Source organism: Ureibacillus yapensis (genome assembly GCF_003515775.1).
GTDB lineage: Bacteria > Bacillota > Bacilli > Bacillales_A > Planococcaceae > Ureibacillus > Ureibacillus yapensis.
The window spans coordinates 1-23,740 of sequence record NZ_QWEI01000005.1 but is presented as its reverse complement, the minus strand read 5'-3'; the positions used below and the strand labels follow the sequence as shown (position 1 = coordinate 23,740).

21 protein-coding genes are annotated in these 23,740 nt (G+C 38.9%); 8 read left to right on the top strand and 13 right to left on the bottom strand.

Going from position 1 to position 23,740, the window contains the following annotated elements; translation table 11 throughout:
* Window positions 1–127 precede the first annotated feature (127 nt).
* Together D1B33_RS10765 and D1B33_RS10760 are read right to left on the bottom strand one after the other, a co-directional pair.
* Window positions 128–331 (bottom strand): DUF951 domain-containing protein, encoded by a 204-nt coding sequence (locus D1B33_RS10765; protein WP_118876406.1) that lies wholly within the window; start codon window positions 329–331, stop codon window positions 128–130.
* Window positions 331–1,242 carry a mechanosensitive ion channel family protein gene (locus D1B33_RS10760; protein WP_118876405.1) on the bottom strand — a complete coding sequence of 304 codons (912 nt, stop codon included), beginning with the start codon at window positions 1,240–1,242 and terminating at the stop codon, window positions 331–333. The genes D1B33_RS10765 and D1B33_RS10760 overlap by 1 nt, the downstream gene beginning before the upstream one ends.
* A gap of 104 nt (window positions 1,243–1,346) precedes the next feature.
* On the opposite strand from D1B33_RS10760, the gene yyaC reads away from it, so the two are divergent.
* Window positions 1,347–1,979, top strand: a complete 633-nt coding sequence (gene yyaC / locus D1B33_RS10755; RefSeq protein WP_118876404.1) for a spore protease YyaC — start codon at window positions 1,347–1,349, stop codon at window positions 1,977–1,979.
* Here the strand turns inward: yyaC and D1B33_RS10750 are convergent.
* The 11 genes from D1B33_RS10750 to rpmH all read right to left on the bottom strand — a co-directional run bounded on the left by D1B33_RS10750 (window position 1,896) and on the right by rpmH (window position 12,562).
* Window positions 1,896–2,603, bottom strand: a complete 708-nt coding sequence (locus D1B33_RS10750; protein WP_118876403.1) for a DUF554 domain-containing protein — start codon at window positions 2,601–2,603, stop codon at window positions 1,896–1,898. The genes yyaC and D1B33_RS10750 overlap by 84 nt on opposite strands.
* Window positions 2,604–2,854: 251 nt before the next feature.
* Window positions 2,855–3,715 carry a ParB/RepB/Spo0J family partition protein gene (locus tag D1B33_RS10745; protein ID WP_118876402.1) on the bottom strand — a complete coding sequence of 287 codons (861 nt, stop codon included), beginning with the start codon at window positions 3,713–3,715 and terminating at the stop codon, window positions 2,855–2,857.
* On the bottom strand, window positions 3,708–4,469 hold the full coding sequence (locus tag D1B33_RS10740) for a ParA family protein (protein WP_118876581.1): 762 nt from the start codon (window positions 4,467–4,469) through the stop codon (window positions 3,708–3,710). Before D1B33_RS10740 ends, D1B33_RS10745 begins: the two co-directional genes overlap by 8 nt.
* Before the next feature lie 212 nt (window positions 4,470–4,681).
* Window positions 4,682–5,569, bottom strand: a complete 888-nt coding sequence (gene noc, locus D1B33_RS10735; RefSeq protein WP_118876401.1) for a nucleoid occlusion protein — start codon at window positions 5,567–5,569, stop codon at window positions 4,682–4,684.
* Between the two features lie 281 nt (window positions 5,570–5,850).
* Window positions 5,851–6,567, bottom strand: a complete 717-nt coding sequence (gene rsmG / locus D1B33_RS10730) for a 16S rRNA (guanine(527)-N(7))-methyltransferase RsmG (RefSeq protein WP_118876400.1) — start codon at window positions 6,565–6,567, stop codon at window positions 5,851–5,853.
* 88 nt (window positions 6,568–6,655) lie between these two features.
* Window positions 6,656–8,548, bottom strand: a complete 1,893-nt coding sequence (mnmG, locus tag D1B33_RS10725) for a tRNA uridine-5-carboxymethylaminomethyl(34) synthesis enzyme MnmG (protein ID WP_118876399.1) — start codon at window positions 8,546–8,548, stop codon at window positions 6,656–6,658.
* A 38-nt stretch (window positions 8,549–8,586) separates the two neighbouring features.
* Window positions 8,587–9,972: a tRNA uridine-5-carboxymethylaminomethyl(34) synthesis GTPase MnmE gene (gene mnmE / locus D1B33_RS10720; protein WP_118876398.1), complete on the bottom strand. Its 1,386-nt coding sequence runs from the start codon at window positions 9,970–9,972 to the stop codon at window positions 8,587–8,589.
* 339 nt (window positions 9,973–10,311) lie between these two features.
* Window positions 10,312–11,085, bottom strand: coding sequence for an RNA-binding cell elongation regulator Jag/EloR (gene jag, locus D1B33_RS10715; RefSeq protein WP_118876397.1), 774 nt, complete (start codon window positions 11,083–11,085; stop codon window positions 10,312–10,314).
* Window positions 11,082–11,852: a membrane protein insertase YidC gene (yidC, locus tag D1B33_RS10710; protein ID WP_118876396.1), complete on the bottom strand. Its 771-nt coding sequence runs from the start codon at window positions 11,850–11,852 to the stop codon at window positions 11,082–11,084. The genes jag and yidC overlap by 4 nt, the downstream gene beginning before the upstream one ends.
* Window positions 11,853–12,003: 151 nt before the next feature.
* Window positions 12,004–12,351: a ribonuclease P protein component gene (gene rnpA, locus D1B33_RS10705; protein WP_118876395.1), complete on the bottom strand. Its 348-nt coding sequence runs from the start codon at window positions 12,349–12,351 to the stop codon at window positions 12,004–12,006.
* 76 nt (window positions 12,352–12,427) lie between these two features.
* On the bottom strand, window positions 12,428–12,562 hold the full coding sequence (rpmH, locus tag D1B33_RS10700; protein ID WP_118876394.1) for a 50S ribosomal protein L34: 135 nt from the start codon (window positions 12,560–12,562) through the stop codon (window positions 12,428–12,430).
* Window positions 12,563–13,197: 635 nt separating this feature from the next.
* Here rpmH and dnaA point away from each other — a divergent pair.
* From dnaA to D1B33_RS10665, 7 genes are all read left to right on the top strand, one after another.
* Window positions 13,198–14,541 carry a chromosomal replication initiator protein DnaA gene (gene dnaA, locus D1B33_RS10695; protein WP_118876393.1) on the top strand — a complete coding sequence of 448 codons (1,344 nt, stop codon included), beginning with the start codon at window positions 13,198–13,200 and terminating at the stop codon, window positions 14,539–14,541.
* A 171-nt stretch (window positions 14,542–14,712) separates the two neighbouring features.
* The gene (gene dnaN / locus D1B33_RS10690; protein WP_118876392.1) at window positions 14,713–15,849 is read left to right on the top strand and encodes a DNA polymerase III subunit beta; all 1,137 of its coding nucleotides are present in this window, start codon (window positions 14,713–14,715) and stop codon (window positions 15,847–15,849) included.
* A 165-nt stretch (window positions 15,850–16,014) separates the two neighbouring features.
* Window positions 16,015–16,242, top strand: coding sequence for a S4 domain-containing protein YaaA (gene yaaA, locus D1B33_RS10685; protein ID WP_118876391.1), 228 nt, complete (start codon window positions 16,015–16,017; stop codon window positions 16,240–16,242).
* Window positions 16,243–17,358, top strand: a complete 1,116-nt coding sequence (gene recF, locus D1B33_RS10680; protein WP_118876390.1) for a DNA replication/repair protein RecF — start codon at window positions 16,243–16,245, stop codon at window positions 17,356–17,358. It begins immediately after the preceding gene.
* A gap of 138 nt (window positions 17,359–17,496) precedes the next feature.
* A complete protein-coding gene (gene gyrB, locus D1B33_RS10675; protein WP_199677396.1) occupies window positions 17,497–19,425 on the top strand; it encodes a DNA topoisomerase (ATP-hydrolyzing) subunit B in 1,929 nt (642 codons plus the stop codon).
* Window positions 19,426–19,592: 167 nt separating this feature from the next.
* Complete coding sequence (gyrA, locus tag D1B33_RS10670; RefSeq protein ID WP_118876389.1) at window positions 19,593–22,127, top strand: DNA gyrase subunit A; 2,535 nt, start codon at window positions 19,593–19,595, stop codon at window positions 22,125–22,127.
* Window positions 22,128–22,339: 212 nt separating this feature from the next.
* A complete protein-coding gene (locus D1B33_RS10665) occupies window positions 22,340–23,437 on the top strand; it encodes an HD-GYP domain-containing protein (protein WP_118876388.1) in 1,098 nt (365 codons plus the stop codon).
* Window positions 23,438–23,740 lie beyond the last annotated feature (303 nt).

Sequence of the window (23,740 nt, the reverse complement as noted above, 5' to 3'; positions counted from 1 at the left end):
ATTTTCCAAAAGTTTAAGTCTTCCAAAAAATCGTTTTTATAAAGCCATTGTTAATTATATGGATAAGTGATGAAAAAGTCTATTTATGTTCTGAATTTATCGGTATAACTACTACCGAAGAGTAGAATCAAGACTGCTCGTTTGCCTTCTGGATAACCTTTTTCATTTTTTTGCCGAATTCACGGCGAGGAATCATGACGCTATGCCCGCAACCTTGGCATTTGATGCGGATATCTGCACCCATGCGGATAATTTTCCATGCATTGGTTCCACATGGATGCTGCTTTTTCATTTCTACCACATCATTTAATTCAAATACTTTTGGTTCCATTATGCCTCTTCTCCCCCTGATTCTTTGCTACCTCGATCATAAAGCATCATCTTAGGATATGCCATTGGAATTCCATTTCTCTCTAAGATTTCTTTCACATCGCGCCGAATCGTCCGCGCCACTCCCCAATGCTGCAACGGCTGCGTTTCGGCAATAATTCGGATTGTTACTTCTGTTCCCACTACATTTTGTACACCCAAGAATGTTGGGACATCGACCAATTCTTCAAATTTCGAAGGCAATGTCTTTAAATATGCTTTTACCAAGTTTTCCACTTTTTCCAGATCCGCATCAATCGCAACTTGCATATCAATGATTGCTTTGGAATTGTTAACGGAGAAATTGACCACATCCAAAATTTGTCCATTTGGAATGATAAATTGCTCTCCAGTTCCTCCAACCAGCTTGGTCGTTCGCAGCCCGATTTCTGTCACTGTACCTTCAGCCTGATCCAACCGAATATAATCCCCTACACCGAATTGGTCCTCCAGGATAATGAAAAACCCGGTAATGATATCTTTTACTAAACTTTGTGCCCCAAAACCGATCGCCAACCCGGCAATCCCTGCTCCTGCCAGCAATCCGCCAATATTAATTTCGACTGCAGACAAAATGGCAATCATGGCAGAGAAATAAACCAAATAAGATAAAGTACTATGCAATAGCTTGATGATGGTCTGCTGCCTGCGTTCATTTTGATTGATCGGTGTTTTAACTTTCAACGTAAGAATACGGGTAATGATTTTTTTCCCGATAAACGTGACAATATAAGATATCAGAAGAATTGCCGTAATTTTGATGGAAGCAGTGATGATAAAACTCCAAAATTCCTGCCCCGTAAAATAGTTCCATACTTTTTCCGATAGTTTGGTAATCTCTTCTGTTTGAGTTTCTAAAACTTCTACAGCCATTTTTCCACTCCTTGTATAACTAACCAAAAATTTGAATATACTTGATTACAATATCATTCATTTTTTACCATAATTCATCAACTTTAAAGAAAGTGAGGTTGCCTATGAAAAATATTATTAAGGTTCCTTTAAATGCATTTGTTCACCACGAACAAACCGGTGCCTTGTGGCAGTTAAGCGACTTATTCTTAAACCATATACCCTTTGACCATGAAGAGTTGATCTTTTGCTGCATTGGAACCGATCGTTCTACAGGGGATTCGCTCGGTCCTTTAACAGGCAGTTTTTTATCGAGTTATCACTCGTTCCCTTTCCAGATCATTGGGACACTTGAAAAACCATTGCATGCTATAAATTTAGCATCAACAATCGAAGAAATAAATCAAAAATCCCCAGCTCCTTATATTGTAGCCATTGATGCGTGTCTAGGAAGTGAACGAAACATCGGACATATTGTTCTGCAAGACGGCCCTTTATTTCCAGGAAAGGCTGTAAAAAAAGAATTACCCCCAATCGGTGACATTTCCATTAAAGGAATTGTCAATGTTGGAGGATTTATGGAGATGCTTGTCCTGCAAAATACTCGTTTAAATGTGACCTATTCAATGGGCCATAAGATTGCTCGTGCCCTGTTGCTTGCTTGGCAACGCCATTTATTGAAAAAGAAAAACGAAAGCCACGATGACGCCAACTATAACGATGCCGGGCAACAGATTCGCTACCCGAATTTTCGTTAATCCAGCGATATTCAGCCCAATGGCCATGATCATCACACCGCCGGTTGCTGTCATTTCTTGAATAAATAATTCTAATGCAGCATCGGGGATATATTTACTAATCACACCCGCAAAAAGGGTAATCGCCCCTTGATAGAGGAAAACGGGGATTGCAGACAACATCACACCCACCCCTAGTGTCGATGATAAAACAATCGAGGTAAATCCATCAATAATCCCCTTTGTAATCAAAATAGAATGATCATTTCGAATCCCGCTATCCAATGCCCCCAAAATAGCCATAGAACCAATAACAAAGAATAATGTGGCATTTATAAATCCTTCAGCTATACTGTTTTCAGACGATTGATTCCCTATTTTGGATTCAATCCACTTTCCAACCCGAAATAATTGGTGATCTAAATCAAGCCATTCTCCAATCACTGCCCCCACTACAAGACTAATAATAACAAAAACAAAATTTGTCGTTTCCATTCCCATTCCAATGCCCAGCACGGCAACAGCGAGCCCTATAATCGACAATACCGTTGATTTCATTTTTTCGGGAATGCCTTTCAGCAAACGACCAAGTGATGCTCCTAAAATAATTAAAAGGGCATTTATAATTGACCCTAACAAAATCATATACTTTCTCCAATCCGATACTAGAGAAGTGGAGAACGCCATTTAGCTCCCCGTCGACGAAAGCATAGTCTACATGACCGCTTTGCACAAACCCTAACAACCGGCCGGGAAAAATGTCGATTGTATCTCTTGTCTGCACCAGCAATATTAAGTGTAGGGTTTCGAAGTTGTCGAGGAGCTGGCGTTCGCAGCTAGACAAATCTTTGTGCTGTCTAGAAAAAAAAAGCGCCTATTATTGGCGCCACCACTTTCTATTCTTGTTCTAGTTGTAGTATTTCCAGGATACGCTCTAAATCATCCTCGGAATAAAACTCAATTTCAATCTTACCTTTATTTTTGGATTTTTTTATTTGTACATTCGTTCCAAAGCGTTCTCTTAACTGAGTTTCTGTAGCTTGTACAAAAATATCCTTTTTTACGGCTTTTTCAGTTTCACGTGAAACTTCTTCATTCAATTGTTTAATAAGAGCTTCCAATTGACGGACATTTAAAGATTGCTTCAATACTTTGTCTGCAACTTCCGGAATTCTTCTTTTATTTTTCAGCCCCAAAAGTGTACGTCCATGTCCCATTGAAAGTTCGCCGTTGTTAATCAATTGTATGACAGAATCGGGCAATTGCAATAAGCGAAGGTGGTTTGTTATATAAGGGCGGCTTTTTCCCAAACGTTTTGCAAGCTCTTCTTGAGTAAAATTCAGTTTTTCGATTAAACTCTGATAGGCTTCAGCTTCTTCAATAGGTGTTAAATCTTCCCGCTGGAGGTTTTCTAAAATGGCTAGCTCCATCATTTGATTTTCTGTCAAATCTCTTATAATTGCAGGGATTTCAGTTAGATTCGCTAGTTTTGCAGCACGGAAACGTCTTTCTCCAACAACAATTTCATATTTTTTTCCTTTTTTTCTTACAACGATTGGTTGGATAATTCCATGTTCCTTTATGGATTGAGCCAATTCCTCGATGGCTTCATCCTCAAATTTTTTTCGTGGTTGAAAAGGATTGACGATCAGTTTTTGTAAATCTATTTTCTCGATTTGATCTTCATTAGGCTGTAAATTTTCTAACGTTTCTGTTGGAAACAACGCTCCAATTCCTTTACCTAGCCCTCTAGCCATTTTTAATCACTTCCCTTGCTAACTCTAAATAGACTTCAGCACCTCTGGACTTTGGATCATAAATAATGATTGGTTCACCATGGCTTGGCGCTTCGCTTAAACGGACATTGCGGGGGATAATGGTTTTGTAAACTTTATCTTGAAAGTACTTTTTCACTTCTTCAATGACCTGTATACCAAGATTTGTGCGTGCATCCAGCATCGTTAAAAGGACACCATCTATATATAATTTTTGATTCAGGTGTTTTTGAACCAGCCGAACCGTTGATAGCAACTGACTTAACCCTTCAAGGGCATAATATTCGCATTGTACCGGTATAATCACGGCATCCGAAGCAGTTAGTGCGTTGATTGTTAGCAAGCCTAAAGAAGGAGGACAGTCTATAATAATATAATCATATTGATTTTTTACTTCCTGAAGCGCATGTTTTAATCGTACTTCCCGGGAAATGGTGGAAACCAGTTCAATTTCTGCTCCCGCGAGTGAGATGGTTGCGGGTACGACATCCAAATTTTCAACTTTGGACTGGCGGATCACATTTGATACTTCTTCATCATCGATTAAAACATCATAGATACAACTTTGAATTTCACCTTTATTTATACCAACACCACTTGTAGCATTACCTTGTGGATCAGTGTCTATTAAAAGAACTTTTTTCCCTAAATAAGCAAGACAAGCGCTCAAATTTACAGATGAAGTCGTTTTTCCTACTCCACCTTTTTGGTTTGTAACGGCAATAATTCTTCCCAAGCCTTTTGCACCTGCTTTCATCTGTCGGTTTTATCACTTGCAAGTTTCAATATTTAGTCTATTTTATCAAAATTTTTAACGATATGGTGTGAAGTTTATAGATAATTAGCATTAGAAAACTAGGCTTATCGCCAAAATCCTACGATAAGCCCTCATAATCTTATGCAGCCGGAAGAGAGTGTTTTCGTAATTGGCCCCGGGATTTTAACAGTCTATTTTTTCTTTGGAATGCGCACCGTAATTTGATAATAATCCTCATTGTCTTCTTCCTCGGTTTTCACATTAATCCCGCTCTTTGTAACCATCGAAAGAGACTGCTTAATCGTATTTAATGCAATACGAATATCTTTACTGATCGCTTTGCGCTTTGGCTTTTCCTTTTTGGCTTCCTCTTCTTTTGGGGCATTGAGCTGCTGGATATGCTCTTCGAGTTGACGAACATTCCAGTCGTATTCTTTTATTAGAGAGATTAATTGGGCTTGTACTTCTTCATCTTTAACCGAAATCATTGCCCGCGCATGGCGTTCCGTAATCTCTCTTCTCAAGATTGCTTCCTGTACAAACTGTGGAAGCTTTAACAAACGTAACTTATTTGCAACAGTTGATTGACCTTTACCTAAACGCTGAGCAAGTGCTTCTTGTGTTAATGAATGAAGTTCTAATAATTGCTGATAAGCTAATGCTTCTTCAATGGCTGTTAATTCTTCTCTTTGAAGATTTTCAATCAAGGCAATCGAAGCTGTTTCCTTATCCGTTAAATCACGAACGATGGCCGGAACTTCTGTCCAGTCAAGTTTCTTCATTGCTCTGTAGCGACGTTCCCCGGCAATGATTTCAAAGCGATCCTCATCAAAACGACGTATCACAATCGGTTGAATTACACCGTGCGTATGAATGGTTCTTGATAATTCTTCTATTTTTTCTTCATCAAAAACTGTACGAGGTTGGAACCGATTTGGAATAATTTTATCGATTGGAATTTTTACTACTTCTTCTGCAGCTTTTGTTTTTTCAACTTGTGCGACTTGTTCTACTTCACCTTTTCCTTCAGAACTTGCTTTATCTCCGCCTCCGAAAAAACGTGAAAAAGGACTTTTCATTCAATAGGCACCACCTTTGGAAACTATCTTGCTCAGATACTTTATATATTATTACTTATTATAATCTATAATTGTACAGAGTTCGATAGATTTAAAATCTATTAAATAACATAAATATAGAATATGTATGCTCAAAGAGACAAATTTATATCTAAAAAATTGTGACAAATACATTTTTTCACATTTATTTTCGATGTTTCATGTGGAACGTTTACAATAGACCATTAGGATTAAACATAGAAAGAGGTAGTGCCCTTTGAAGAACACTACTCATCACTTATTTATATTATAGGAGATTTGTTTGGCACACCAGGTTTGCGTGGGTATTTTTTTGGCGTTGGTTTTACTTTCTCAAATACATATAATGTACGGTCACTTTCTTCAACGGGTAAAAGATAAGAGAATTCTTCCTTCAATGAAGCGCCAAAAGTTGCAATTGCCTTTTTTGCATCTACCAACTCTTCCGGACCGGCTGCCGCTTTCAAAGCTACAAAATGGCCTCCTTGTTTTACCAAAGGAATACAAAGTTCCGAAAGGACAGATAGTCTCGCTACCGCGCGGGCGGTTACAACATCAAATTTTTCCCGATACACCGGATTCTGGCCAAATTCTTCGGCACGAGCGTGAACAAAATTCACATTGTCCAATTGCAATTCACTGCTTAAATGGTTTAGGAAAGTAATTCGTTTATTTAATGAATCAACAATCGTTACATGCAAATGAGGGAAGCATATTTTTATTGGCAGACTCGGGAACCCGGCTCCTGCCCCTACATCGCAAACGGATTCAACTTTTGTGAAGTCAAAGTAAAAGCTTGCACTAATGCTATCGTAGAAATGTTTCAAATAGACGCTTTCCATATCTGTTATGGCTGTTAAGTTCATTTTTTCATTCCACTCAACCAAAAGCTCGAAGTATTTTTTGAACTGCTTTATTTGTGTGTCAGTTAAAGCAATCCCCTTCTCTTTTAATGCTTCTATAAATTGTTGTTCGTTCATGGGAATCTCCTTTATGTTTCGATTCGTTTATAATAGAACAAGCGTCCGAGAATCTTTGTACTCGAACGCCCGTTTAATTGATGATTCGTTATTCGTTGCTTACTCGTGCAATTTTTCCTTGTTCAATATATACAGCCAAAATGGATATATCGGCAGGATTTACCCCTGAAATACGAGAGGCTTGTGCAATCGATAATGGACGTACTTCTTTTAGTTTTTCCCGTGCTTCTGTTGCCAGACTCGAAATAGCATCATAATCAATATCTTCAGGAATTTTCTTGCTCTCCATTTTATGGAGCTTTTCTACTTGCTGTAAAGCTTTTTGAATATAGCCTTCATATTTTAATTGAACTTCAATTTGTTCTTTTACTTCTTCGCTAAATTCCATATCCGGCGGCGTCAATGAAGAAACCAACTCGTAGTTCATTTCCGTTCGCTTTACCAGATCTGCAGCCCGAATGCCGTCTTTCAACTCCGCCCCACCAACGGAACGAATCACTTCCTGCGTTGTTTCATTCGGTTTAATAATTACTTCACGAAGGCGTGCAATCTCTGCTTCGATTTGCTCTTTTTTCACAATGAATTTTTCATAACGTTCTTTTGAAATCAACCCTAAGTTAAAGCCCATTTCCGTTAAACGTAAATCAGCGTTATCATGTCGAAGCAATAATCGGTATTCTGCCCGGGAAGTTAATAAACGATATGGCTCGTTAGTTCCTTTTGTTACCAAATCATCGATTAATACACCGATATAAGCATCGGAACGTTTTAAAATCACTTCTTCTTTACCCAATACTTTAGCGGCGGCATTGATCCCTGCCATTAAGCCTTGCCCCGCGGCTTCTTCATAGCCGCTTGTTCCGTTAATTTGACCTGCCGTATAGAGACCTTTAATCCGTTTTGTTTCCAATGTTGGCCATAGTTGCGTTGGTACGATTGAATCATATTCAATTGCATAGCCGGCACGCATCATTTCGGCTTTTTCCAAGCCAGGAATGGTTTTCAGCATTTGGCGCTGAATATGTTCCGGCATGCTTGTTGAAAGACCTTGCACATACACTTCTTGCGTATCGCGCCCTTCCGGCTCAAGGAAAAGTTGGTGGCGCGGTTTGTCATTGAAGCGTACGATTTTCGTTTCGATTGATGGGCAATAACGCGGCCCTTCTGAAGTAATCAACCCTGTATACATCGGTGCTTTATCCAAATTATCATTAATAATTTGGTGTGTTTCCGGACTTGTATACGTCAACCAGCATGGAATTTGATCCATGATGAATTCAGTTGTTTCAAAACTGAAGGCACGAGGCACATCATCACCTGGCTGGATTTCGGTTTTGCTATAATCAATCGTTTTGCTGTCTACACGTGGTGGTGTACCTGTTTTAAAGCGAACCATGTCAAAACCAAGTTCACGCAAATTGTCTGCCAATTTAATGGATGGCTGTTGATTATTCGGTCCACTTGAGTATTTTAAGTCTCCGATAATAATTTCACCGCGCAAGTACGTACCTGTTGTCACAATAACAGATTTCGCACGGTAAATTCCGCCTGTCTGTGTAATGACACCGCGTACTTCATCATCTTCCACGATTAATTCATCTACGATCGCTTGGTGTATCGTTAAATTTTCTTCTTCCTCTAATAAGCGTTTCATTTCACGTTGGTAAAGGACTTTATCTGCTTGTGCTCGTAATGCACGTACTGCTGGTCCTTTCCCTGTATTTAACATGCGCATTTGGATATGTGTTTTATCGATGACTTTCCCCATCACACCGCCAAGTGCGTCAATTTCACGGACAACGATTCCTTTTGCCGGTCCACCCACTGATGGATTACATGGCATAAAGGCGATCATATCGAGATTGATTGTCACCATGAGTGTTTTTGCACCCATTTTGGCTGCGGCATATGCAGATTCTACACCCGCATGGCCTGCACCGATGACAATCACATCATATTGGCCTGCTTCATATGTTGTCATGCCGTTTCTTCCTTCCTTTAATAATGAATGATAATCATTTATTTTCCTAAACAGAATTGAGAGAAAAGCTGGTTGATCAAGCTTTCCTGTACTGTATCACCGACAATTTCACCTAACAGTTCCCACGTTTTTGTTACATCTATTTGAATCATATCCACTGGAACACCGGCATGCGCTGCATCAATAGCATCTTCCATTGTTGATTTTGCTTGGTGCAATAGTGCAATATGGCGAGCATTTGAAACATAAGTTAAATCATTTGCTTCTACTTGCCCTTCAAAGAACGTCTTGGCGATGGCTTCTTCCAACTCGATAATTCCCTCTTCCTGCAAAATCGACGTTGTGACGACAGGTCGGCCATTCGCTAATTCTTTTACTTTTTCCAAATCAATTTTCTGTGGCAGATCTGTTTTGTTCACAACAACGATGAAGTCCATATTTTGAATCGTTTCAAATAGACGTTCATCTTCTTCCGAAAGAGTTTCCGCCGAGTTTAACACCAATAGAATCAAATCAGCTTCTTTTAATACTTGGCGTGATCTTTCTACACCTATGCGTTCAACGATATCTTCTGTCTCGCGAATACCGGCTGTATCGACCAGACGTAAAGGCACCCCACGCACATTCACATACTCTTCTATAATATCACGAGTAGTACCTGCAACATCAGTAACAATTGCCTTATTCTCATGAACCAGACTATTTAATAGTGACGATTTTCCGACATTCGGTCTTCCTAAGATGACCGTGGATAATCCTTCACGCAATATTTTCCCTTGCGATGATGTTTGCAGAAGCTTGGTGATTTCATCTCGAACCCAAGTACACTTTTCCAAAAGTACCGGAATGGTCATTTCTTCTACATCATCATACTCAGGATAATCTATATTAACCTCTACATGCGCCAATGTCTCGATTAATGCTTGGCGCAATTGGCCGATCAAACGTGAAAGTTTTCCATCCATCTGGCCCAGTGCAACATTCATTGCGCGATCGGTTTTGGCGCGGATTAAATCCATTACTGCCTCAGCCTGCGATAAATCAATACGGCCATTCAAGAAAGCACGTTTTGTAAATTCCCCTGGCTCGGCCAACCGTGCGCCATTCTGCAAGACAAGCTGCAAGACGCGATTAACTGAAACAATGCCTCCATGGCAGTTGATTTCAACTACATCTTCGCGAGTGAAAGTCTTCGGAGCACGCATTAGCGATAACATAACCTCTTCGACTACTTCCTCTGTGCGCGGCTCGATTAAATGCCCATAATGGATGGTATGTGACTTTTCATCCATCAGCTGTTTTCCACTTGGCGATTTAAATATTTTATTTGCTATATGAACTGCTTCATCTCCACTTAAACGGACGATGGCAATGGCACCTTCACCCATTGGCGTGGAAATGGCAGCAATCGTATCATAATTCATTTTAATCCTCCTAATAGAATCCGCCTTGGCGAATTTGCTTGTGTCGACTGAAGTTCAATCCTTTGTATATTGATTTCTCTCCTCTTGCAACAAGCAATACTATCTTTTTTATCTTGTGAAAATTAAATAAAGTTATCCACATGTGAATAACTCCGACGACAGCATTTACTAACAATTTAGAATAACATATTTTAGCCAGATGCGAAAGCAAAGCAGTTTTTCCACATGTGGATAAAATCTTGCGATAAAAAAACCACATGATTCCCTTTAAACGGATCTTTTGGCCAAAAGAAAACGGCCTTGAAAAACAAGGCCGTTTGGAAGTCTGTATGTGTTTTTTTATCTAACTGGTTCAATGACTAAATGTCGATGAGGCTCTGTGCCTTCCGAGTAAGTTTCAATATCTACCCGATTGGATAATGCGTTATGAATAATCTTTCTTTCATAAGAAGGCATTGGTTCAAGCGCTACTTTTCTTCCTGTATAAACCGCCTTTTCAGCCATTCGTTCCGCGAGTAGTTCCAATGCTGCTTGGCGGCGTTCGCGGTAATCTTCGACATCCAGCTTTACCATCAAAAATGATTTTGCATTTTTGTTTACGATTAGTTGTGTTAACTGTTGCAGGGAATTCAATGTAGCTCCGCGCTTTCCGATTAAAAGTGCTGCTTTTTCGCTTTGCATTTTAAATAAAAGGTTTTTCCCCTGTTTTTCTGTCTCGATAGTTAAATCATCAATGCCCATTTCCTTTGCAATACTATTTAAGTAGTCCCTTGCAGATTCGATGGGATCTTCTTTTTCAACTGCTGTCCCTGCTTCCTCATCAGGATTTTGCATTGTTGTTTCTATTATTGCTTCCTCTTTTGGCAGAACAGGCACTTCTTGTACCGGGATTGACACATCCGGCTGTTCGTCTTCGATTTCATTCGAAAGTTTTTCTTCTTCCTCTTTTACCGCAACACGAACTTTGGCTTGACGTGCTCCAAAACCTAAAAATCCTTTTTTCGCTTCTTGTAAAACTTCAACTTCTACTTGCTCACGAGTAGTATTAAGCTGTTGTAACGCTATTGAGATCGCTTCTTCTACTGTCGCGCCTAATTGCGTAATTTGTTTCACTTTTTCGCTCCTCCTGTAATAGCAGGTTCTGATTTTTTTCTATTCCAAGGTTTATAAATAACAAGGTTTTGTATAACGGAAATTATATTTCCGACCACCCAATATAATGATAATGCTGCTGGCAATACTACACCAAAACCAATGATCATTAATGGCATAATGTACATCATGACTTTCATTTGAGGGTTGTCCATTGCAGGTCCGGTCATTAACACACCATATTGAATCAAACCAGCCAAGATAGCCAGGAAAATGCTTGGTTCTGTTAATGGGAATACAAGGAATGTACCTAAATCAAAGGCAGGTGTCGCATTCATCCGACTGATTGCATGGTAGAAACCAATAAGAATAGGCATTTGAATAAATACCGGCAAACATCCAGCCGCGGGATTTACACCCGAATTTTGCATAAGTGCCATCACTTCTTGTTGGTACTTTTGCTGAGTTACGGCATCTTTTGACGCATATTTTTGCTGCAACTCTTTCATTTTGGGTTGGATTTCTTGCATTTTTTTCGAGCTTTTAACTTGTTTAATAGTCAGCGGAAGTAAAACTAGGCGGATAATAATTGTTACCGCAATAATCCCCCAGGCATACGTTCCCAATAAATCAGCGAAATAACTAATAGCTGATACTAATGGCCAAACGATAAACTCATTCCAAAAACCTTGGCTTTCAGATGAGATGGGTTGATCAAATTCTGTACATCCAGATAGCAATAATGCTACTGAAACAATCGCCAGAATCATCCAATGTCTTTTCTTCAACCTTCATCCTCCTACAGTACTTATCACTTTTTTCTGCTATTTTACCACGTGTAGACGCTTACACTCTACTACTTGTTTCATTCAAAGCAATCCTTATGATGAAGAATCATCAATCTATGTCATTTTTATATCAGTTAAATGGCAACTCAAACTAACTTTTCTTTTTAAGCACTTTCGCAATTTTCAGCACATGCTCAATGCTTTTTTTCGTTTCATGAAAATTTAATGTGGCCGCCTGGTTTCGGGCGATAATAACATAATCCATATCCTGCTTCAGATCTTCTTTCAACTCCAGAAAAACTTGGCGAATATAGCGTTTTATTTGAACTCTTGTCACGGCTTTCCCAATTTTTTTACTGACGGAAAGCCCAATGCGAAATTCTGCCTGATCCTCTTTTGGCAGGCAATACACAACAAATTGGCGATTTGCGAAGGATTTCCCCTTTTTGAACACCTTCTGAAAATCTTCATTTTTCTTAATGCGTTGGCGTTTCTTCATTCCTTCACCTGCTACTCCTTTATCTTTGCATCACCTTTTATCAGAAAAAAAAAGCCACTGAAGAGGTTCAGTGGACTTATGCTGATAATACTTTTCTTCCTTTACGACGGCGAGCTGCTAAAACTTTACGTCCGTTTTTTGAACTCATGCGTGCACGGAAACCATGTACTTTACTGTGTTTACGTTTTTTCGGTTGATATGTGCGTTTCATTATATATGACACCTCCATTTATGAAAGTAATACTATCCTACATACAGACCATAACATTATATAAAAAAGGGAAACTCCTTGTCAATGAATTATTTTATTTAAGTATATACCCTCCAAAACCACTCTCTGGATCCATGTAAGTTTCAATTAAAAATTTATCCACAAAGTTTACTGTTCATTGCAAACAGCCATTGTGGATAATTTTTTTAAGCTATTTTTTATCCACAGGAGTTATTTACAAGTTTTGCACAAATCCCATCCCTGTGGACAACTTGACGGTGAATAAAATGCTGTAGTGTGGATAAAGTGTATCAGCTATTGAAATGACAATCTTTTTTTGTTACGATAATTGTGTTTTCCTTTGTGGAAATGTTGTCTGGGAAATATATTATCCACAGAATGTTAATAACTTGTGGACAAACTTTAACACAGCTTATGGATAATTGTTATCCACAAGCTGTGAATATGTTTTTAACTACATTCACAGTTTTGTATCAAGCTTATAAAAGCATCTTTTTATAAATTGTTCGAAATGCTTGTCTCAAACAGATTTGCTTCATTTTTTGATATCAATCATATATAGATGTAGTTTATTTTTTTGTAATGGAAAATATACATGAAAAGGAGTTTAAAGCTTGGAACATTTAGAAGAATTATGGAAAAATGTCCTGGCACAAGTAGAACAAAAAATTTCAAAACCAAGCTTTGAGACGTGGCTTAAATCAACGAAACTACTCTCTTATAGAGGGTCGAATGTTACGATTGCCGCGCCTAACTCATTTGCTCGTGATTGGCTTGAAAATCATTATGTTCATCTAATCGCGGGCATTTTATCTGAACTTACAGGTGAAGACTTGCTGATTAAATTTGTTGTTCAAAAAGATCAGGACGATAGCCTTGATTTACCCGCTCCGGTAATTCAGGCAAAACATGATGACGAGCATGCGGAAGTCACTCCAGGCATGCTAAATCCCAAATATACCTTCGATACATTCGTCATCGGGGCAGGAAATCGCTTTGCCCACGCTGCATCACTTGCAGTGGCTGAAGCACCCGCAAAAGCGTATAATCCTTTCTTTATCTATGGGGGAGTAGGATTAGGGAAAACACACTTAATGCATGCCATTGGACATTATGTCCTTGAACATAATCCAAATGCGAAAGTTGTTTATTTATCATCAGAGAAATTTACAAATGAATTCATTAATTCAATCCGTGATAACAAAGCTGTAGATTTCCGCAATAAATACCGCAATGTCGATGTTTTATTAATTGACGATATTCAATTTTTAGCAGGAAAAGAATCTACACAAGAAGAGTTTTTCCATACATTCAACACGCTGCATACAGAATCAAAACAAATCGTTATCTCAAGTGACCGGCCCCCAAAAGAGATTCCAACATTGGAAGATCGGCTGCGATCCCGCTTTGAATGGGGATTGATTACGGATATTACACCACCAGACCTGGAAACGCGTATTGCCATCTTGCGCAAAAAAGCAAAAGCGGATGGATTGGATATCCCGAACGAAGTCATGCACTATATTGCCAATCAAATCGATACCAATATCCGTGAGTTGGAGGGTGCTTTAATTCGCGTTGTTGCATTTTCCTCTTTAGTAAACCAAGATATCTCGACGGAGCTTGCTCAACAAGCTTTAAAAGATATCATTCCAAATGCAAAACCACGCATGATTACCATATTGGATATCCAGACTGCTGTTGGAGAGCATTTTAATATTAGGCTGGAAGACTTCTCTGCGAAGAGACGCACGAAATCCATTGCCTTTCCTAGACAAGTTGCGATGTATCTGTCCCGCGAGTTAACCGACTTCTCACTTCCAAAAATCGGGGAAGAATTTGGAGGACGCGACCATACGACAGTCATCCATGCACACGAAAAAATTGCAAAGCTGCTAAAGGAAGATCAAATCCTGCAGCAAGATATTAAACAAATTCGTAGTGTTTTGGGCAAATAATCTTGTGGATAACTAAATGAGTTTCCAACATTTTTATTCACAACTTATCAACATGTGGATAGCTTGGTCTTAAGCATGTTTCAATAAGTTATACACAAATCCACAGGCCCTATTACTATATCTATTAATATCTTTTAAAAAAATAATAATATTTATAAGTGAGGTATAACGATGAAATTTGATATTATGCGAGATCGTTTACTAGACGGATTAAACAATGTCATGAAAGCGGTAAGTTCCAAAACAACGATTCCAATTTTAACGGGAATCAAAATTGATGTAACAGAAGAGGGAATCACGCTAACTGGATCGGATGCAGATATTACAATTCAAACATTTATCCCAGTTGAAGAAGATGGAGACCAATTAATCAATATCTCCGAAACAGGTTCCATTGTGCTGCAAGCGCGCATGTTCAACGAAATTGTCCGCAAGTTGCCGACGAATGATGTGGAAATTGAAGTTTCAAATGGTTTGCAAACACATATTCGCTCAGGAAAATCCGAATTCCACCTGATCGGATCGGATGCTTCCGAATATCCACTATTGCCCGAAGTATCGACAGATCAGCAATTTGCAATGCCAGCTGATTTATTAAAATCGATTATTCGCGAAACAGTATTTGCTGTTTCAACTTCTGAAAGCCGTCCTGTATTAACAGGTGTCAATTGGCAAATCAATAATGACGAATTAGTATGTGTAGCGACAGACAGCCACCGACTGGCAAGAAGAAAAACAACAGTTGAACAATTGCCGTCGGATATTGCTTCGGTTGTCATTCCGGGGAAAAGCTTGAATGAGTTAAATAAAATCCTGGGGGATACTACAAATCCGGTTGAAATCGTGATTACAAACCAACAAGTTTTATTTAAAGCTGATAATGTATTGTTCTTCTCTCGTTTGCTTGAAGGGAATTATCCAGAAACTTCACGTTTAATCCCTGAAGAATTTAAAACAAATATCACGATCAACGGGAAAGCACTATTACAGGCAATTGACCGTGCTTCTTTATTGGCACGTGAAGATCGCAACAACGTGGTCCGTTTTGAAACGTTTGATGGCAACATTGTCGAAATTTCCTCCAATTCACCTGAAATCGGGAAAGTTGAGGAACAAATTCAAGTGGAAACATTGGAAGGGGAAAACCTGAAAATTTCCTTTAGTGCAAAATACATGATGGAAGCGTTAAAAGCGATTGATGGGCAAGATGTAGTCATCCAATTCACTGGTGCAATGCGTCCATTTATTCTTCGTTCAGTACATGATGATGCTATTTTGCAATTAATCCTTCCGGTCAGAACGTATTAATCGATCGTTCCGGAGCGTCTCTCTTTAGAGGCGCTCTTTTAAATTTCCCCCTTTATGGCCATTAATTAACGGGCCCATTTCTTGGATTCTGCTTTCCTTGGATTTTTTTATAATTTTTCGGTATGATAGAAGGATAGATGTACGTGTAACGGAGGATGAATTGATTTGGATGAAATTGTAATCGATACGGAGTTTATAACACTGGCTCAAGCTTTAAAAATAACGGACGCCATTAGTTCAGGTGGCATGTCTAAATGGTTTCTTCAAGAAAATGATGTCTACGTGAACGGTGAAGTCGATTCGCGCCGTGGACGCAAATTACGTCATGGCGATGTTGTAAATATTCCCGGTTGCGGCAGATTTGTCATCGTGAACAAGAATGAGGAAAATTAAATGTTCATTGAGCATTTAAAATTAACAAATTATCGCAACTACGAAACATTGGATTTACAATTCTCTCCTAAAATTAATGTATTCATTGGTGAAAATGCACAGGGCAAAACAAATGTCATGGAATCCATTTTTGTTTTGGCAATGGCCAAATCGCATCGAACAAGCAATGATAAAGAATTGATACGTTGGGATGCAGACTATGGTAAAATAGATGGTGTTGTAAAAAACCGTTATGGCAGCATACCCATGGAGCTTTCGATTAGCAAAAAGGGTAAAAAAGGAAAAATTAACCATTTGGAACAAACAAAATTAAGTAATTATATCGGACAAATGAACGTCGTAATGTTTGCACCGGAGGATCTGAATGTTGTAAAAGGGAGCCCGCAAATAAGACGCCGTTTTATTGACATGGAAATTGGCCAGATTTCCCCTGTTTATTTGCATGAACTTTTAACATTCCAGAAACTTTTGAAACAGCGCAATCATTTACTGAAAATAAATCAAGGGAAACAGCACATTGATGATGTTTTATTTGCTATTTATACTGAGCAATATATTCAATCGGCTGTCCAAATTATTCGCAAAAGATTGCAGTTTATTGACCTTTTACAAGAGTGGGCCGAAAAAATCCATTCCGGCATATCGCGCGGTCTCGAGAAATTGACCATCAAGTATCGAGCGCCTTCCGGTTTGAATCCCGATTGGTCACAAGAAGAAATGGCTACATATCTTGAACAAAAATTGGCAGAGGTCAAAAAGAGGGAGCTTGAAAGGGGCGTAACATTAGTCGGTCCGCACCGAGACGATTTGCAGTTCTTTGTCAACGACTATGATGTTCAAACATATGGCTCGCAAGGTCAGCAACGCACAACAGCACTTTCTTTAAAACTTGCCGAAATAGAGTTGATTAAACAAGAAACCAAAGAAGCACCCATTCTTCTCTTGGATGATGTATTGTCAGAGCTGGATGATTATCGCCAATCACATTTATTAAATACCATTCAAGGTGAAGTGCAAACGTTTGTCACAACAACAAGTGTTGATGGGATTCACCATGAAACAATACAACATGCCAAGATGTTTCACGTGAAACAGGGTGCAGTAGAGAGCGAATAAAGTAATTCAGTGCAGCAAGTCCAAAAGCAGGCTTTAGGTGCATTAGAAATTATGTCCTTATAAGTTGAAAAAGATGTATAGAAAGTTTAAAGCTTTTTATATTTGACACATACTGAGGTAATGAAAGAGTAGGTGAATATGGTGGCTTTAGAAGAGAAACAAGTACAACAAGCATATGATGCCGATCAGATTCAGGTTTTAGAAGGTCTAGAAGCTGTTCGTAAACGTCCAGGGATGTATATCGGCTCCACAAGCTCCAAAGGGCTTCACCATTTAGTTTGGGAAATCGTGGATAATAGTATTGATGAGGCCTTGGCTGGTTTCTGCGATCATATTACTGTTGCAATCGAAAAAGATAATTGGATTCGTGTTGAAGATAATGGCCGAGGAATTCCGGTTAATACTCAAGAAAAAATGGGCATGCCGGCTGTGGAAGTTATTATGACTGTCTTGCACGCCGGAGGTAAATTTGGCGGCGGCGGTTATAAGGTTTCAGGTGGATTGCATGGTGTAGGGGCATCCGTAGTAAATGCCTTGTCTGTCACTACAGAGGTATTTGTAAAACGTGATGGGCATATTCACTCCATTGTATTTGAACGAGGCAAAACGGTGCAGCCATTAAAAGTGGTTGGAGATACTGATGAAACAGGAACAACTACACGTTTTAAGGCAGACCCGGAAATTTTCAAAGAAACAACGGTCTATGAGTATGATATTTTAGCGACGCGTATCCGGGAATTAGCTTATTTAAATCGTGGAATCCGCATCACGATTCAAGACGAAAGAGAAGAAGAAATCCGTTCGGATAGCTTCCATTTCGAAGGCGGTATTCGTGAATACGTTGAACATTTAAATAAATCAAAAGAACCAATTCATGAACCGATTGATATTATGAATGAAAAAGACGGGATCAGCGTTGAGATTGCCATGCAGTACAACGAAGGATTCTCATCAAATATTTATTCATTTGCCAATAATATCAATACCTATGAAGGTGGTACACATGAATCAGGTTTTAAAACGGCCCTTACTCGCGTCATAAATGATTATGCGCGTAAAAACGGATTGTTAAAAGATTCTGATGCCAACCTTTCAGGGGAAGATGTACGTGAAGGGTTAACAGCCATTGTGTCGATTAAACACCCTGAGCCGCAATTTGAAGGGCAAACAAAAACAAAATTAGGAAACTCCGAAGTAAGTTCCATCACGAACTCCCTATTTTCTGAAGGCTTCGAACGTTTTATGCTAGAAAACCCTGCTATTGCACGTAAAATTGTGGATAAAGGTTTGATGGCAGCACGTGCTCGAGTTGCAGCAAAAAAAGCGCGTGAATTCACACGACGCAAATCTGCTTTGGAAATATCCAGCTTGCCTGGTAAATTGGCAGATTGTACGTCAACAAACCCTGCCGAATCAGAAATCTATATCGTTGAGGGTGACTCTGCGGGTGGATCGGCAAAATCAGGCCGCGATCGTTACTTCCAAGCCATTTTGCCACTGCGCGGAAAGATTTTGAACGTTGAGAAAGCCAACTTGAACCGTATATTATCCAATGCTGAAATTCGTGCCATGATCACTGCCTTTGGTACAGGAATTGGCGACGAATTCGACTTGGAAAAAGCGCGTTATCATAAAATCGTTATTATGACAGATGCGGACGTAGATGGCGCACATATCCGTATTTTGCTGCTTACATTTTTCTTCCGTTTCATGCGCCCATTAATCGAAGCGGGCTATATTTATGCTGCTCAACCACCTCTTTATCAAGTTAAACAAGGTAAACATGTGGAGTACTGCTATTCAGACGAAGAACTGCAAGAAATATTGAACCGCCTTTCCAGCATGCCAAAACCAGTCGTACAACGTTATAAAGGTTTAGGTGAAATGAATGCTGAACAATTATGGGATACAACAATGGACCCAGAACACCGTACACTTTTGAAAGTGGAACTGGATGATGCGATGCGAGCAGATCAGATATTCCAGGAGTTAATGGGTGACGAGGTTGAACCTCGTAGACGTTTTATCGAAGAAAACGCTGTTTATGTACAAAACTTGGATATTTAACTATATGCTGCACTTTTTTTAGTGTGCGAAAGCGAAGCGACAGCAACAAATGGTTTATTCTGTGCGAAAGCGAAGCGACAGCAACAACAACAACAACAACAACAACAGCCATATAAATATATACCAAGGCGAATCTGATATGACCGTTTTGAAAGGAGGTCTTCCTTGTGTCTGAAAGTCAACACGAAGGTGTAAAAGGAATAAAAATTAGTGAAGAAGTCCAAACATCGTTTTTAAATTATGCGATGAGCGTAATCGTTTCACGTGCATTACCGGATGTTCGTGACGGTCTAAAACCTGTACATCGCCGTATTTTATATGGGATGCAGGAATTGGGAAATACATCTGATAAGCCTTACAAAAAGAGCGCCCGTATTGTTGGGGACGTAATGGGGAAATATCACCCGCATGGTGACTCGTCCATTTATGATGCCATGGTTCGTATGGCGCAAGATTTCAGTTATCGCTACATGTTAGTCGATGGGCATGGAAACTTCGGTTCAATCGATGGCGATGGGGCTGCAGCCATGCGTTATACAGAATCCCGGATGTCCAAAATTACAATGGAAATGCTCCGGGATATCAATAAAGATACAATCGATTACCAAGATAACTATGATGGAAACGAAAAGGAACCAGTTGTGTTGCCTGCACGTATTCCAAACTTGTTGTTAAATGGGACATCCGGTATTGCCGTTGGAATGGCAACAAATATTCCACCGCATCAACTAGGTGAAACAATCGATGCGGTAATTGCATTATCGGAAAATCCGGCAATTACCACAGAAGAGTTGATGGAAATCATCCCTGGCCCTGACTTTCCAACAGGCGGAATCATTTTAGGACGCAGCGGAATCCGTCGTGCGTATGAAACAGGCCGTGGTTCAATTACGGTTCGTGCCAATGCGGAGATTGAAACGAAAGCGAACGGAAAAGAAACAATTCTTGTTCACGAGCTTCCTTATCAAGTAAATAAAGCGCGATTAATCGAAAAAATTGCGGAATTGGTACGAGACAAAAAAATAGATGGCATTACCAATTTACGAGATGAATCCGACCGCCGAGGTATGCGGATTGTAATGGAAATTCGCAAAGATGCGAATGCAAATGTCATTCTAAATAATTTATATAAACAAACGGCAATGCAATCTAATTTTGGTGTGAATATGCTTGCTTTGGTTAATGGCCAACCAAGAGTTTTAAGCTTAAAGGAAGTATTGCATTACTACTTGGAGCACCAAAAAGAAGTAATTACACGCCGTACTCAATTTGAGCTTAGAAAAGCAGAAGATCGGGCTCATATTTTAGAAGGTTTAAGAATTGCTCTTGATCATATTGACGAGATCATCTCAATTATTCGTTCATCCCGTTCCGGTGATGAAGCAAAACCGGTTTTAATGGAACGGTTTACTTTAAGTGACCGTCAAGCGCAGGCAATTTTGGATATGCGTCTTGTCCGTTTAAGCGGATTGGAACGTGAAAAAATTGAAAATGAATATCAAGAGCTTCAAGCGTTAATCGCCAAACTGAAAGCAATCCTAGCAGATGAAGGCAAAATCATCGAAATCATTCAGACGGAATTAACGGAAATTAAAGAACGCTATAATGATACACGCCGCACAGAAATTGCTTCTGGCGGAATCGAAATGATTGAAGATGAGGATTTAATTCCACGTGAGGATTCCGTCCTTACTTTAACGCACAATGGCTACATAAAAAGACTTGCCTCAAACACCTATCGCAGCCAAAAACGCGGCGGTCGGGGCGTTCAAGGTATGGGTACGAATGATGATGATTTCGTAGAACATTTATTATTCTCATCCACGCATGATACAATTTTATTCTTTACAACAAAAGGGAAAGTATACCGTGCAAAAGGATACGAAATTCCTGAATTTGGCCGCACAGCAAAAGGCCTTCCAATCGTAAACCTGCTAAACCTTGAAAAAGAAGAAAAAGTAACAGCAATGATTCGCGTAGACGAATTTAAAGAAGATGCTTACTTAATCTTTACCACTAAAACAGGGATTACTAAACGTACGCAGCTTTCACAGTTTGCCCATATTCGTACAAACGGTTTAATTGCGATTAACCTACATGAAGATGATGATTTGATTTCAGTTCGTTTAACAGACGGAACAAAAGATATCATTATCGGTACGCATAATGGGATGTTGATCCGTTTCAAGGAAGAAGAAATTCGTTCAATGGGACGTACTGCTTCAGGTGTACGAGGCATTAAATTACGTGAAGACGATTACGTAGTTGGCATGGAAATTGTGGAACCAGGGCATGAGATTTTGGTTGTTACAGAAAAAGGGTATGGAAAACGAACGCCTGAATCTGAATACCGTCTTCAAAGCCGTGGAGGAATAGGTTTAAAAACCATTCATATTACGGATAAAAATGGCCCAATGTGTGCAGTGAAAACAGTGGATGGAACTGAAGACATCATGCTTATTACAATCCATGGCATTTTGATTCGCATGGATGTAAATGATATCTCGGTGATTGGCAGAAGTACGCAAGGTGTCCGGTTAATCCGTCTTTCCGATGAAGAACTTGTAGCCACAGTGGCACGCGTCAAAAAAGTTGAAGAAGAAGAAATGTTAGAGAGCTCAGAACATGGGAATGTAAACGAGGAATCGGATACGATCGAAATAGTGGAAGAACCTCCAGCACCAGATTCTGAAAATGAATAAGCAACAAACATTAGTAACCAGTAGCTTTTATAAGCCTACTGGTTATTTTTGTTTATGCTTAATGAAGAAATTCATAAGAGAAGAGAAGAAATTACCAAAATTTTATTATTTTATGAGTAAAAAATGGAAAAAGTATTGTATAATTCGATTAAGTCAAAAATGATTGATTATAAAAAAGTGTATTTAACATTTAAAGAAGAGAGGTTTTTAGGTTGGAAACCGCTTATATAAATCTTAATGACCTTCGAATTGGAAGAATAGTGGCAGAAGATATCTTCGCGAATACGAAATATCCGATTATACATAAAAATACGTTAATTACTCCCAATCATTTAAATGTTCTTAAAGCATTCCATGTTTTGAAAGTTCCGATTGAATTAGATGGAAATGAAAAGCATCAAGACTTTATGAACGATGATATAGAGCAAGAGATGGAAGAATTAGAAATACGGCCATCAGCTGCAACATTTGAGAAAAGATACAACGATGCAGTTGAAGAATTTGAGAAAGTATTTTTCTCTTGGGAATCGGGAGCCAAAATCGAAATTACAAAAATCAGGGAAATTATTCTGCCATTAGTTGATGAAATATTAAACGATCGTGCCATCCTTTTTAAATTAAATAATTATTCAATTCCTAAAAATTACTTGTATCACCACTGCATTGCCACAGGACTAATCAGTGCTAGTATTGCAAATAAACTTGGTTATGAGCGCGGGTTTGTCCTGCAAATTGCCATTGCAGGTGTATTGGCAGACTGTGGGATGGCGAAAGTTCCTCAATCGATTCGCGAAAAGCAAGGTACTTTAACAGAACACGAATTTCTTTTAATCCGAAAGCATCCCTTATTCAGTTTTAAAATGATAGCAAATTTGCCTGCTATGAAAGATGAAATGAAACTTGCGATTTATCAGCATCATGAACGTTTGGATGGAAGCGGATATGTGGAAGGTATAAAGTTAGGCAAGATTTCCACATTCGCCCAAATCATTGCCGTAGCGGATACTTTCCATGCCATGACCAGTGAACGTTTTTATCGCTCTAAAGAATCGCCATTTAAAGTAATTGAAATGTTCAAAGGAACAGAGTTTGGCAAGTTCGATATTAAAGTTGTGGAAGCTCTTGTTCAGTTAATTGCTACTCTGCCAATCGGAACGTTGATAGAATTATCAAATCTAGAGCATGCAAAAATTATGTATATTAATAGTTTTTCTCCTACACGTCCATTAGTAAAACTATTAAATACTGGGGAAATTATCGATCTTTCCAAACAAAGAAGCTTATACATTTCAAAAGTGATTCCGGACTAAGAAAAACTTATCCAGTTTAAATGCAAGAAGGGGTTTGGTTTTTTGCCAAACCCCTTCTTGCATTTAGTTATTGAAAAAAGATAAAGTAATAGATAGTCTTTGTTGAAATTTTATTTATTTGAAAATTTATTTCTACAAGAAGATATGATATACTATCAAAACAACATTCACAGTTTTATAGTAAATAGAGGAATTTTTAAGTTAAATTAATCTTTTTCAATAAAAGTGTTGACTTAATGTTATAAACTTGTTATTATAAGTAAGTCGCCAAGAGGTGACGGTAAAATGAACCTTGAAAACTGA

Bases quoted from the DNA above. Each gene is read 5' to 3' on its own strand.
- D1B33_RS10765 (WP_118876406.1), bottom strand. From the start codon at position 331: ATGGAACCAAAAGTATTTGAATTAAATGATGTGGTAGAAATGAAAAAG.
- D1B33_RS10760 (WP_118876405.1), bottom strand. From the start codon at position 1,242: ATGGCTGTAGAAGTTTTAGAAACTCAAACAGAAGAGATTACCAAACTA.
- yyaC (WP_118876404.1), top strand. From the start codon at position 1,347: ATGAAAAATATTATTAAGGTTCCTTTAAATGCATTTGTTCACCACGAA.
- D1B33_RS10750 (WP_118876403.1), bottom strand. From the start codon at position 2,603: ATGATTTTGTTAGGGTCAATTATAAATGCCCTTTTAATTATTTTAGGA.
- D1B33_RS10745 (WP_118876402.1), bottom strand. From the start codon at position 3,715: ATGGCTAGAGGGCTAGGTAAAGGAATTGGAGCGTTGTTTCCAACAGAA.
- noc (WP_118876401.1), bottom strand. From the start codon at position 5,569: ATGAAAAGTCCTTTTTCACGTTTTTTCGGAGGCGGAGATAAAGCAAGT.
- rsmG (WP_118876400.1), bottom strand. From the start codon at position 6,567: ATGAACGAACAACAATTTATAGAAGCATTAAAAGAGAAGGGGATTGCT.
- mnmG (WP_118876399.1), bottom strand. From the start codon at position 8,548: ATGACAACATATGAAGCAGGCCAATATGATGTGATTGTCATCGGTGCA.
- mnmE (WP_118876398.1), bottom strand. From the start codon at position 9,972: ATGAATTATGATACGATTGCTGCCATTTCCACGCCAATGGGTGAAGGT.
- rnpA (WP_118876395.1), bottom strand. From the start codon at position 12,351: ATGAAGAAACGCCAACGCATTAAGAAAAATGAAGATTTTCAGAAGGTG.
- rpmH (WP_118876394.1), bottom strand. From the start codon at position 12,562: ATGAAACGCACATATCAACCGAAAAAACGTAAACACAGTAAAGTACAT.
- dnaN (WP_118876392.1), top strand. From the start codon at position 14,713: ATGAAATTTGATATTATGCGAGATCGTTTACTAGACGGATTAAACAAT.
- recF (WP_118876390.1), top strand. From the start codon at position 16,243: ATGTTCATTGAGCATTTAAAATTAACAAATTATCGCAACTACGAAACA.
- gyrB (WP_199677396.1), top strand. From the start codon at position 17,497: ATGGTGGCTTTAGAAGAGAAACAAGTACAACAAGCATATGATGCCGAT.